This window comes from Pseudomonas sp. MHK4, from assembly GCF_054600775.1.
Genome location: NZ_BAAIAK010000008.1, coordinates 25,756 through 38,193, shown reverse-complemented (window position 1 = coordinate 38,193; position 12,438 = coordinate 25,756). Strand labels below are relative to the sequence as shown.

Annotated in this window: 9 protein-coding genes; 2 read left to right on the top strand and 7 right to left on the bottom strand. The window is 60.7% G+C overall.

Translation table 11 applies throughout. From position 1 onward, the window contains the following. Positions 1-233 precede the first annotated feature (233 nt). Both ACYP2Q_RS20025 and ACYP2Q_RS20020 read left to right on the top strand, forming a co-directional pair. Complete coding sequence (locus ACYP2Q_RS20025) at positions 234-653, top strand: pilin (RefSeq protein ID WP_459732126.1); 420 nt, start codon at positions 234-236, stop codon at positions 651-653. A gap of 309 nt (positions 654-962) precedes the next feature. After that, positions 963-1,319 (top strand): BON domain-containing protein, encoded by a 357-nt coding sequence (locus ACYP2Q_RS20020; protein ID WP_459732125.1) that lies wholly within the window; start codon positions 963-965, stop codon positions 1,317-1,319. A gap of 286 nt (positions 1,320-1,605) precedes the next feature. Here the strand turns inward: ACYP2Q_RS20020 and ACYP2Q_RS20015 are convergent, their stop codons facing one another. From ACYP2Q_RS20015 to panB, 7 genes are all read right to left on the bottom strand, one after another. Next, positions 1,606-4,560, bottom strand: coding sequence for a DUF748 domain-containing protein (locus ACYP2Q_RS20015; protein WP_459732124.1), 2,955 nt, complete (start codon positions 4,558-4,560; stop codon positions 1,606-1,608). Between the two features lie 92 nt (positions 4,561-4,652). After that, the gene (locus ACYP2Q_RS20010) at positions 4,653-5,669 is read right to left on the bottom strand and encodes a class I SAM-dependent rRNA methyltransferase (RefSeq protein WP_459732123.1); all 1,017 of its coding nucleotides are present in this window, start codon (positions 5,667-5,669) and stop codon (positions 4,653-4,655) included. Between the two features lie 141 nt (positions 5,670-5,810). After that, on the bottom strand, positions 5,811-6,677 hold the full coding sequence (locus ACYP2Q_RS20005) for an oxygenase MpaB family protein (RefSeq protein ID WP_459732122.1): 867 nt from the start codon (positions 6,675-6,677) through the stop codon (positions 5,811-5,813). Between the two features lie 34 nt (positions 6,678-6,711). Continuing rightward, complete coding sequence (acs, locus tag ACYP2Q_RS20000) at positions 6,712-8,649, bottom strand: acetate--CoA ligase (protein ID WP_459732121.1); 1,938 nt, start codon at positions 8,647-8,649, stop codon at positions 6,712-6,714. A 171-nt stretch (positions 8,650-8,820) separates the two neighbouring features. After that, on the bottom strand, positions 8,821-10,485 hold the full coding sequence (gene pgi, locus ACYP2Q_RS19995) for a glucose-6-phosphate isomerase (RefSeq protein WP_459732120.1): 1,665 nt from the start codon (positions 10,483-10,485) through the stop codon (positions 8,821-8,823). Between the two features lie 208 nt (positions 10,486-10,693). Continuing rightward, complete coding sequence (panC, locus tag ACYP2Q_RS19990) at positions 10,694-11,554, bottom strand: pantoate--beta-alanine ligase (RefSeq protein ID WP_459732119.1); 861 nt, start codon at positions 11,552-11,554, stop codon at positions 10,694-10,696. Further along, positions 11,551-12,351 carry a 3-methyl-2-oxobutanoate hydroxymethyltransferase gene (gene panB / locus ACYP2Q_RS19985; protein WP_459732118.1) on the bottom strand — a complete coding sequence of 267 codons (801 nt, stop codon included), beginning with the start codon at positions 12,349-12,351 and terminating at the stop codon, positions 11,551-11,553. Before panB ends, panC begins: the two co-directional genes overlap by 4 nt. Positions 12,352-12,438: the final 87 nt, after the last annotated feature.

Genomic DNA, 12,438 nt, shown 5'->3' with positions numbered 1-12,438 from the left:
AGATCGTGAATGTGCCGATGCGTTCCTCGGGAATCGACTTATAGCCTAGTCAATCGGAGGAACCCAACAGCGCTGTCGAGGTGACGAAAAGTGTCAGATAGTGCGGTTCCTGGGGGTGGGAAGGGCATCATGGCGTCGCTACCCCCCGGCGAACAGGGCGCGCCGGGCTTGGCATGGGCTGTGCTGCTGCAGGTGCAGATCATGAGATTTCAACTCATGCACGGAGGCTGTCCTTGAACAATCAAAAAGGTTTTACCCTGATCGAGTTGCTGATCGTGGTGGCGATCATCGGGATTCTGGCGACGTTTGCGATACCGGCTTACTCCAAGTATCAGGCGCGGGCCAAGGTAACGGCGGGGCTGGCCGAGATATCGGCGTTGAAGGTGGCGTTCGAGGATGTGATCAATCAAGGCGACGACCCTGATTTGTCCAAGGTCGGCGGCGTTGCCTCGACGTCCAACTGCACCACCTCGGCCAGCGGCAAAGCCACTGATGGTACCGGAGCTATCGGTTGCACGATCCTTAATGCCCCGGCTCAGGTGCTGAATAAGACCATCACACTTTCGCGTACGGTGACAGGCTGGACATGTGCCACCACCGTCGACCAGGAATACGCACCGAAAGGCTGTACGGGCGTTGCCCCGAAGGCTTGAATCATCCCGTTATTGCCTGATACCCCGCCTGTGCGGGGTATTTTTTTATTCGCCGTTCACAGCATTCGAGTATTTGAGAAAACTTCCGGAAATTCATGGCCTTAGGCCTTTGTTAAAACCCGCAACTTGCATGTAGATAATTTCCAACTCATGCATTTTGCATGATTCCGAAAAATGACTGATTTTGTAACTTGTTGAATTATAAGTAATTTTCATCTGTTTCAAAGTTGGCACAGCGTTCGCAATATCTCCAGTAATCCTGCCGACAAGACAATCGGCAGATTTTCCAGAAAAACAGGAGTTACTCGTATGAAGAAGTTCGCTATTGCCGCCGCTACTGCTACCGCGCTGACCCTGACCATGGCCAACGCTGCATTTGCCCAGACCACTCAAGCCACCCAGGCTCCGATGACCCTGGCGGCGAATGAGATGAATCAGGCTGCCGAAGCGGGTTCAGATACCTGGATCACTACCAAAGTCAAAACTGACCTGGTCACCGAAAAAGGCATTCCTGGTACCGATATCAAAGTGGAAACCAACAAAGGTGTTGTGTCCCTGTCGTCCACCGTTGCGGTAACGGAATCCCAGAAAGCTACCGCTGTAGCGATCACCAAGAAAATCAAAGGCGTCAAGGCGGTCTCCGCTGACGGCCTGAAAGCCGAATAAGGCAAGACTTCTCGCCTGGACTGGGAGAAGGCGCGGTGGACGGGCTGAGTCATACGTTTGCCGCAACTGAGAAGTTCATGCGACCGGCCACAAGGATGTGGCCATTACAGGCCCCGGCATTCGTGTCGGGGCCTGTTCTATTTAGGACCAGGCAAAACAACTGTGGGAGCTAGCCTGCTGGCGATAGCGGTGTGACATTCAACGCCTATGTTGACTGTTACAGCGCTATCGCCAGCAGGCTGGCTCCCACATTGGTATGTGTGTTGTTTAATTGCAGTGTTGCCTATCACTCGGCGTCCAGGTGCATTGGCGTTATCACCTTGCCGTCCTTTTCCGCTTCGCCCAACTGGGCATCAATGAAGTACACCCGGTCGTCGGCGAGCTGGCCCTTGTCAACCAGATAGTCCTTGATGCTGCTGGCGCGTTCCTGGCCCAGTTCACGCAACAGCACTTCGCTCGAGCTCCAGAACTGGATCACGTCCGCACGCATTTTCGCGGTGCGTTCTTCCTTGCCCAAGTCTTTCCATTCGGCGGGCGGCTGGACCTTGAGCCGCGTGCGGTAGATGCCTTCCAGCAGCGGACCTTTCTCGCTGTCCGGCACCTCCAGCAGATTCGCCTTCGCCGGCACCTTGTCGCCGCGGCGCTGGAGCATTTTGTAGTAGTTGTACTGATATTCCCGTTCCAGGCGTTGCTCGGCGATCAGCGGGCCGTCACTGCTCTTGGCGGCGGTGCCTTCAATTTCCAGGCGTAGGGCCGGGCGTTCCTTGAGGGCCTGGGACAGTTTGACCAGCGCCGCTTCAGCGTCCTTGCTGAGGTCGCTCGAGCCCGGCGCGAATGACACGGTACCCAGGTCTTGCGAGCCACCACCGGACACCAGGCCACCGATGAGTTTGAACGGCGCGGCGGCAGCCTTGACGATCAGGTTGCGCAGGGTCTGCCAGACAATCGGCATCACGCTGAACTGCGGATTGTTCAGGTCGCCGGTCACCGGCAGTTCGATGGAAATCTTGCCATCGACGTCCTTGAGCAGGGCAATCGCCAGTTTCAGTGGCAGGCTCACGGCATCCGGGCTGTCGACTTTTTCGCCCAGTTGCAACTGCTCGACCACCACTTTGTTTTCAGCCTTGAGCTGGCCCTTGGTGATCACGTAATGCAGGTCGAGGTTGAGCCGGCCTTTGCGGATGCGATAACCGGCGAACTTGCCGGAGTAGGGGGTCAACGTGGTCAGTTCCACGCGTTTGAAACTGGTGGCGATGTCGAGACTGGCCATCGGGTCGAACGGATTGACCGCCCCCTTGATGGTCACCGGCGCATAGCGATCCACCTTGCCCTTGATATCGACACTGGCCGGTTTCGCCTGGCGGCTGTCGATGGTGCCGATCGAACCGTTGAGCTGCTGGATGGCGGTGGCGAAGTTCGGGGTCAGGCTGAAGTCGGCGAAGTTCGCGGAGCCGTCGTTGATGGCGATGCCGCCGATATGGATGCCCAGGGGCTTGTCCTTACTGGCGGCGGGTTTGGTGGCGGCGGGTTTGGCCCCGGAGTCGGCCGGTTGCGGGATCAGCAGATCATCGATGTTGGTGGTGCGGTCATCGTTGATCATGAAACGCGCATAGGGTTGCAGCAGGTTGATCTTGTCGATCGACAGGCTGTCGCCGTGCTGGTAGTTCAGGCCTTCGACCACCAACTGTTGCCACTTGAGGAAGTCGCGGGTCTTGAGGGTGTCGAGGGTGTGCAACTGATCGACCTGAGCGCGACCGGTAACGCTGAGGGCCAGCGGCTCGGTGCTTTTCAGGTTGACCGCCAGGTCGCTGCCAAGCATGCCGCTACGCAGTTCCAGGCGAATGAACGGGCTGATGTAGGACTGGGCGACGCGCAGGTCGATGTCCTTGGTCTGTACGTTGAGCCTGGCGCTGACCGGCGCCAGGTTGACCTCGCCGTCGGCCGTGAGCTTGCCCTGCTTGCCCACGCCCGTGTCGAGCTTGAGGACAAAGGGCGAGCCGTTGAGGCTGTCGAACTTCTGCAAATCGAGATTCAGCGGGCTCAGTTCCACTTCCACCGGCGGTTGCGCCTTGCGGTCCGCCAGATGCACCTTGTAATCGCGCAATTGCACGTCGGTGAGCAGCACTTGCCAGGGTTTGCCTGGCGTCGCCGGTTCGGGTTTCGGCGAATCGGCGGCCGCCGGGGTGCTCGGCGGTTCGGCGTTGGCCTTGGCCGCCGGTTTGGACGGCTGGCTGGCGAACAGTTTCTGCCAGTCGAGCTGGCCGTCGGCTTCCAGTGCGGCCCAGGTTTCCAGCTTGTGGCTGCGGATCTTTCCGACCACCACTTGTTGCTTGGCCAGGTCCACCGTGGTTTCGCTGATGTCCAGACGCTCGAGTTTCGCCAGCGGCCGTCCGTTCGGGGCCTTGATCGCAAAGGGTGCGACGCTGACCGCGAGGTTGTTCAGCAGCAGTTCGGTTTGCTTGGCCAGGCTGAGTTTGTAGTCGGTACTGAGGCTCATTACCCCGCTTTCGAGGTCCAGGGGGACGGCGTCGCGCACATAGGGCCAGAAGGCTTTCATCTTGCCATCGGTAATCTTCAGCTTACCTTCAGAGGCGAACGGGATGAGGCTGAAGTTGCCGGTCCAGTCGATCTGGCCACCGTTGGGGCCGATAGCGACCAGCTCCATGTCGGCGCTGTCTTCGGGCAAGGTGCTGAGGTGCTTGAGTTCGAAGTCGAGTTTGTCGTAGAGAAATTCGATCGGTTCGCTGGGGCGCTCATCCTTGAAGTGCAAGGCGCCGCCGGCCAGTTTGATCCGGTCTATGCGCAGCGGGAACGGCTTGGCATTCGGGTCCGCCGGCGTTGGCTCGCTCACTGGCAGTTTGAACAGCCCGAGCAGATTGAGTTTGCCGTCCTTGCCGAAGAGGATTTCGGTCTTGGATTTTTCCAGTTCGATTTCCGACAGGTGCAGCGCCTTGGTCCAGAGACTGTCCAGCTGCAGGTTGGCGTACAGGCGTTCGAAGCCGACCTGTTCCTTGCCAGGCTCGCCGATGTTCAGGCCCCAAAGGGTGACTTCAAGGCTGAACGGGTTGAGTTCGATACGCTGGAGGGTGGCGGGCGTCGTGGCGTAGTTGGCCAGTTGTTGGTTGGCAACGCGCAACGCGATGCCCGGCAAAATCAGAAAGCCCAGCAGACTGTAGAGCGCCAGAGCAGTCAACAAGGCGCCAATGGCGCGAATCAATCCTTTGTACATGTGCGGCTTCATCTGTCTGGATCGGAGTGCCTTGGAGTATGGCACGCGATTTCGGTTCCGAAGTCGTCACTTCCTGCAGGATTTGTCTGAAAATAACGGTGACTTTAGAACTGCAGAATCAGGGTTTTAAGGGGCGGCTGCTGGTCCATCGACGGGAAATCGCCGCCTGGTTTCATGATGGTCCACTCTCGTACCGGCCGTCCGGCTTTCTCGGCGCAACGCAAAACCTGCTCGCGCCAGTCGTCCATGCTGACTTTTGCCAGGTTGTTGCAGCAGATCAGTACGCCGTTGTCAGCGGTGGTCAGCAATGCCGGCTTGAGCAGGCTCTGATAGTCGCGCAGCAGGTCGACGGTGCCGAAAGCACTCTTGGCCCAGGCCGGCGGATCGAGCAGCACCAGGTCGTACTGACGCTGATCCAGGCGTTGATAACTCGGCAATTTCTGCCCGCGACGCTGGCTGATTGGCAAGCCGGCCAACTGGCGAATGGCCGGGAAGTAGTCCGACTGGATGAATTGCATGGTGGGCAATTGCGGGTTGAGCAAGCCGTTCTCACGACCGACCGCCAGGTTGCCTTCGGCGAAGTCCAGGTTGCACACCTCGCTGGCACCGCCGGCTGCGGCACCGAGGCCGACCCCGCAGGTGTAGGCGAACAGGTTCAGCACGCTTTTGTTTTTGCTGTGGTCCTTGACCCAGCCACGGGTGTTGCGAAGGTCGAGGAACAGCAGCGGGTCTTGCCCGGCGTGGCGCCCGCGCACCCGGTAATTGAGACCCCACTCATGGCCCACCAGGTCTTGCAGCGCGGCTTCGTCGGCGCGGTAGACGGTGTCTTCGCGGTCGATGCGTGAGTTGCCACGGGAGCGGTCGTTGTAGACCAGCAGGGTTTCAAACCCCAGGTACTGATTGACCATTTCGTGCAAGTGCAGCAACGCCTCGCGGTCGAGCGACTGGTGGAAGCTCTGCACCATCAGTTGCGGGCCGTAGCGGTCGATGGTCAGGCCGCCGGCGCCTTCCTGGCTGCCATGGAACAGGCGGTAGCAGTCGGTGCCCTGGCTGTGCAGCTCGGCCAGCAGATCCTGACGATGTTCAAGGGCGGCGCGCAGCGCCTGATTCAAGGAGGACATGCCGGGCGCCTTGCAGGTGGAATTGGGCGCGAGAGTTTAACAGTTATGGGGGGCACTGTAGGAGCTGGCTTGCCTGCGAAAGCGGTTTGTCATTCAGCTCATTGGTTGACTGAAAAACCGTCTTCGCTGGCAAGCCAGCTCCTACAAACCCATACGTCTTTTCGCGCGATGCACCGAGCCATTGCGCACCGCCCAGCGCAGCATCGGCGCGCTGCGGTTGACGCTGGCGCGGATCAGTTTGCGTTGCAGCGGGCCTTGGTAAACGCCGAGCATGTCACTGGCCCAGTCCGGCAGCAGATCGATCCCGGCCTGCATCATCAAACCGCCGAATGGCCTGGCCAGGCGGCTGGGGGAGGGGGCGTTCAACAACAAGCGCAGCACTTCCCGACTGCGCTCGTCGCACAGCAGTTGCGGGCGAATACGCTCAAGATAAACGCAAATTTCCTGCCGGGAGCGCGGCACGTCACGGGCGCCCAGACGTTCGGCCACCAACGCAATCTCGGCGTAATAACGATCCTGATCGGCCAGGGACAGGTGCGGATTTCGATAACGCAAGTGCGCGGCGAGGAAGTTGCTGACCTCTGCCACATGCACCCAGGTCAGCAGATCGGGATCGCTGGCAGCATAAGGCCGACCGTCGGGCGCGGTGCCGGTGACTTGCAGGTGAATGGTGCGCACTTTTTCGATCAGCCAGTCGGCGTCCTGTCGTGAGCCGAAGGTGGTGCCGGAGATGAATTGCCCGGTGCGGCGCAGGCGACCGAGCATGTCCTCGCGAAAGTTCGAATGGTCCCACACGCCAGCCAGGGCCAGCGGGTGCAGAGCCTGCAACATCAGGGCGCTGATGCCGCCGATCAACATGCTGCTGAAGTCGCCATGGACTTGCCAGCTCACGGAATCGGGCCCGAACAGCCCGGGGTCGCCCTTGGGGTTTTCCAGGTCGAGCTTGCCCAGGGACAGGCCGGTCAGGCTCATGATCTGGGTTTCGATGCGGTTGCGAATGAATTCCATGGTGTCCCGGTGATTTTCAGGAGGCGGCAGTACGTTATTGGTTCAGGCGCTTGTCGATCAAGCCCTGGACTACGCTCGGGTCGGCCAGGGTCGAGGTGTCTCCCAGGCTGTCCAGTTCGTTACAGGCGATCTTGCGCAGGATGCGGCGCATGATCTTGCCCGAACGGGTTTTCGGCAAGGCCGGCGCCCACTGGATCAGGTCTGGCTTGGCGAAGCTGCCGATTTCCTTGCTGACGTGGGCCAGCAGGGCTTTTTTCAGTTCTTCGTTCGCCTCGACGCCGTTCATGGGGGTGACAAAGGCGTAGATGCCCTGGCCCTTGACGTCATGGGGGTAACCGACCACGGCGGCTTCGGCGATGTTGTCGTGCAGGACCAGGGCACTCTCCACTTCGGCGGTGCCGATGCGGTGCCCGGAGACGTTGATGACATCGTCGATGCGCCCGGTGATCCAGTAGTCGCCATCTTCATCGCGGCGGGCGCCATCGCCGGTGAAGTAGTAGCCGGGGTAGGGCTTGAAGTAAGTGTCGACCATGCGTTGCGGGTCGCCGTAGACGCTGCGGATCTGCGCCGGCCAGCTGGACTTGATCGCCAGCACGCCGCTGCCGGCGCCTTTGATTTCCTTGCCATGCTCGTCCAACAGCACCGGTTGCACGCCGAACATCGGTTGCGTCGCGCAGCCCGGCTTGATCCGTTGCGCACTGACCAGCGGGCTGAGCATGATGCCGCCGGTTTCAGTCTGCCACCAGGTATCGACGATCGGGCAACGCTGTTCGCCGACCACATTGAAATACCACTGCCAGGCTTCCGGGTTGATCGGCTCACCGACCGTGCCGAGCAACCTGAGGCTGGCGCGTGATGTTTCCTTCAATGGCTGCGCACCTTCGCGCATCAACGCGCGCAACGCGGTGGGGGCGGTGTAGAAGATGTTCACTTTGTGCTTGTCGATCACCTGCCAGAACCGCGAAGTGCTCGGGTAGCTCGGCACGCCTTCAAAGATCAGGGAAGTGGCGCCATTGGCCAGGGGGCCGTAGACGATGTAGCTGTGGCCGGTGACCCAGCCGACATCGGCGGTGCACCAGAACACTTCGCCGTCCCGGTAGTCCAGCACATATTTGAAGGTCATGGCCGCTTGCAGCAGGTAGCCGCCCGTAGTGTGCAGCACGCCTTTGGGTTTGCCGGTGCTGCCGGAGGTGTAGAGGATGAACAGCGGGTCTTCAGCATCCATCGGCTCGGGCGGGCAGTCGTCGCTGACGTCGCGCAGTGCCTGGTGATACCAGAGGTCCCGGCCCTCGACCCAGTTCACCGGGTTCTGGGTCCGTTCGACCACCACCACGGTGCTGACATCGGGGCAGCTTTGCAGGGCCTTGTCGACATTGTGCTTGAGCGGCACGAATTTGCCGCCGCGCACGCCTTCATCGGCGGTGATCACTGTGCGGCAGTCGGCGTCGAGGATGCGGTCGCGCAGCGAATCCGGCGAGAACCCGCCAAACACTACCGAATGCACGGCGCCGATGCGGGTGCAGGCGAGCATGGCGTAGGCCGCTTCGGGGATCATCGGCATGTAGATGCACACCCGGTCGCCTTTCTTCACGCCACGGCTTTTGAGTACGTTGGCCAGGCGGCAGACGTAATGGTGCAGTTTCCTGTAGCTGATCTGGGTGGATTCGGCGGGGTCGTCGCCTTCCCAGACGATCGCGGTCTGATCGCCGCGTGTGGCCAGGTGACGGTCAATGCAATTGAAGCTGACGTTCAGCTTGGCGCCGGCAAACCAGTGGGCTTCACCGGTTTTCAGGTCGTAGCGCTGGACGGTCTGCCACGGTGCGCTCCAGTCGAGGAAGCGGGTGGCTTGTTCGGCCCAGAAGGTGCTGGGGTGTTCGATGGATTCGCGGTACAGGCGGTGATAGTCGTCCTGACTCAATTGGGCAGCCCGGCGCACGGCATCGGCTTTGGGGAACGTGCTGATATCGAACATGACGGTTCCTTCTTCTTGTCTTGGCGAAGAGGGGAGCTGCGCGACCCTCGTAGGAGCTGGCTTGCCAGCGATAGCGGTGTATCAGTCGCCATGAGCATTGACTGATACACCGTCTTCGCTGGCAAGCCAGCTCCTACAAAGGGTAGTACCCGCCGCAGGAATAGCGTCAAATCAACCGCGGTGACGTCCGCGGAAGTAGTTGATCAGGCCTTGGGTGGACGCGTCATCAGCCGGGGTTTCTTCGCTGCCGACCAGGCGGTTGTAGACACCTTTGCCCAGCTCCTTGCCCAGCTCCACGCCCCATTGGTCGAAGGCATTGATGCCCCAGATCACGCTTTGCACGAAGACTTTGTGTTCGTACATCGCCACCAGCGCACCCAGGCGCCGCGGGCTGATGCGCTCGACCACCAGGGTGTTGCTCGGACGGTTGCCCGGGATCACCTTGTGCGGCGCCAGGCTCTGCACCTGCTCTTCGCTCATGCCTTTGTCACGCAGCTCGGCCTGGGCTTCGGCCAAGGTCTTGCCGAGCATCAGCGCCTGGCTTTGCGACAGGCAGTTGGCGTACAGCCACTGGTGGTGGTCGGCCACCGGGTTGAAGCTGACGATCGGCACGATGAAGTCGGCCGGGATCAGCTGGGTACCCTGGTGCAGCAACTGGTGATAAGCGTGCTGACCGTTGCAGCCTACGCCACCCCAGATCACCGGGCCGGTGTCGGTGCTGACGGGGGTACCGTCCTGGCGCACGCTCTTGCCGTTGGATTCCATGTCCAGCTGTTGCAGGTGCTTGGTGATGTTACGCAGATAGTGATCGTACGGCAGGATCGCGTGGCTTTGCGCGCCCCAGAAATTGCCATACCACACGCCAAGCAGGGCCAGCAGCACCGGCATGTTCTGGTCGAACGGGGTGTTCAGGAAGTGCTGGTCCATGGTGTAGGCACCGGACAGCAGTTCCTTGAAGTTCGACATGCCGATGGCCAGGGCGATTGGCAAGCCGATGGCCGACCACAGCGAGTAACGCCCGCCGACCCAGTCCCACATCGGGAAGATGTTCTCTTCACGGATGCCGAACGCCACGGCGGCGGCATTGTTGCTCGATACTGCGATGAAGTGGCGATGCAGCTCGGCTTCCGAGCCACCCTGGGCCAGATACCAGGCGCGGGCGGCCTGGGCGTTTTTCAGCGTTTCGAGGGTGTTGAAGGATTTCGACGAGACGATGAACAGCGTGGTCTCGGCGCGCAGCTTCATGGCCAGTTCGTGGAACTCGCTGCCATCGATGTTTGCCAGGTAGTGGCAGCGCACGCCTTTCTGGGCATAGGCCAGCAGGGCTTCGGACACCAGCTCCGGGCCGAGGAACGAACCACCGATGCCGATGTTCACCACGTCAGTGATCGGCTTTTCGGAGTAGCCGCGCCACAGGCCGTCGTGGATACGGCCCACAAGGTCGGTGATCTGGTTCAGCACCTTGTGCACTTCAGGCATCACGTTGACGCCGTTGACCGACAACTTGTCGCCGACCGGGCGACGCAGGGCGGTGTGCAGGGCGGGGCGTCCTTCGGACGCGTTGACGATTTCGCCATCGAACAGCGATTTGATCGCGCCCTTGAGGTCGACTTCGTTGGCCAGGCCCACCAGCAGGTCGCGGGTCTGGGCGTTGATCAGGTTTTTCGAATAGTCGAGAAACAGGCCGCAGCTGCTGAGGGTGAATTGATTGAAGCGCTGCGGGTCGGCGTTGAAGGCCTCGCGCATGTTGAAATCCTGCATGGCCTGGCGGTGGTCTTTCAACGCCTGCCAGGCGGGCAGGGTGGTCACATCGTGGGGGGTGCGGTAATACGCCATCGCTGCGGGTTTCCTTTTGCTTGAACTGCCTTTAAGACACTGAAAATACCGGAATGTCCTGACCACTGTCTGGGTGGTGCCCGGTTAGCCTGCGTGCACACGATTAAATAGCGCAGACCGGTAACAGTAAACCCAGAGAGACGATCTGTCTTGGCTTTGTCGGACCTGCGACCGGTACTTTTTTGTACCGGCGCGGTCGAGGAGGGGGTCAGGCGGGGGTGTCGAGGTTCAAGTGCAGGTTGTCGATCAGGCGCGTCGTCCCCAGGAACGCCGCCACCAGGATCACCAGGTCCCGATCTGCCGGGGTGGCCGGGCGCAGGCTCAGGCCATGGCGAATCTCCAGGTAGTCGGGGCGCAGGCCCGCCCCTTCGAGCTGTTGCAGCTTGGCGTGGATCAGGGCCGGGTAATCGCGCTCGCCTTGCCTGATCGCTTCGGCGATCTCACTCAGCGTGCGATACACCACCGGTGCCACGGCGCGCTGATCTTCGTCCAGGAAGCCATTGCGCGATGACAGCGCCAGGCCATCGCCCGCCCGCACCGTCGGCTCGCCAATGATCTGGATCGGCATGTTCAGGTCATGCACCAGCGCACGAATCACCGCCAGTTGCTGAAAGTCTTTCTGGCCGAAGATCGCCAGGTCCGGCTGGACCATGTTGAACAGCTTGCTGACCACCGTTGCCACACCTTCGAAATGCCCCGGGCGGCTGGCGCCGCACAGGCCTTCGGACAGTTGGGGGACGCTGACGCGGGTCTGGCCGGTCATGCCGCCGGGGTACATCTCTTCAACGGTCGGCGCGAACAACAGGTCGCAACCGGCTTCGAGCAGTTTTTCCTGGTCGGCGGCGAGGGTGCGCGGGTATTTGTCGAGATCTTCGCCGGCACCGAATTGCAGCGGGTTTACGAAAATGCTCGCGACCACGAAATCCACCCGCTGGGTGGCCTTGGTGATCAGCGCGACATGCCCGCTGTGCAGGTTGCCCATGGTCGGCACAAAGCCGATGCGCTTGCCTTCACTGCGGGCACGGGCCACGGCGGCCCGCAATTCGCGTACGGTTTTTACGGTGTTCATGCAGAGAATCCGTGTTCGATGCCTGGGAAAGTCGCCGCTTTGACTTCTGTGACGTAAGCGCTCAGGGCCGCGTGAATGCTTTCCTGGCCGGCCATGAAGTTTTTCACGAACTTGGGTACACGTCCGGTAATGGACAGGCCCAGCATGTCGTGCAGGACCAGTACCTGGCCGTCGGTGCGGTGGCCGGCACCAATGCCGATGACCGGAATGTTCACGGCCTGGGTGATTTCTTCGGCCAACTCGCTCGGCACGCATTCGAGCAGCAGCATCGCCGCGCCGGCCTGTTCCAGCGCAATCGCATCGGCACGCATCTGTCGTGCCTGGTTTTCGTTGCGACCCTGGACCTTGTAGCCGCCGAGGATATTCACCGATTGCGGCGTCAGGCCCATGTGGGCGCAGACCGGAATGCCACGTTCCGCCAGGAGGCGGATCGAGTCCGCCAGCCACAACGCGCCTTCGACCTTGACCATGTGAGCGCCGGCCTGCATCAGCAGGGCGCTGTTGGTCATCGCCTGTTCCGTGGTGGCGTAGGCCATGAAGGGCAAGTCGGCAAGGATCAGGGCGTCGGTGTTACCGCGTTTGACGGATGCCACGTGGTAAGCCATTTCGGCGGTGGTCACCGGCAGGGTGCTGTCATGACCTTGCAGAACCATGCCGAGGGAGTCGCCCACCAGCAGCACTTCGACGCCGGCCTGGTTGCAGGCGTGGGCGAAGGTCGCGTCATAGCAGGTCAGCATGGTGATTTTTTCACCTTTTTGCTTGAGACCTTGCAGAGTGGTCAGGGTGATGGCTGGCATGAAAAAGTTCCTCATTCAGGCGCTGTGGAAACTACTGCGAGTAACGCGCGTGATTCTTCGTTGAATACAGGCGCACGGTCTTTTGTC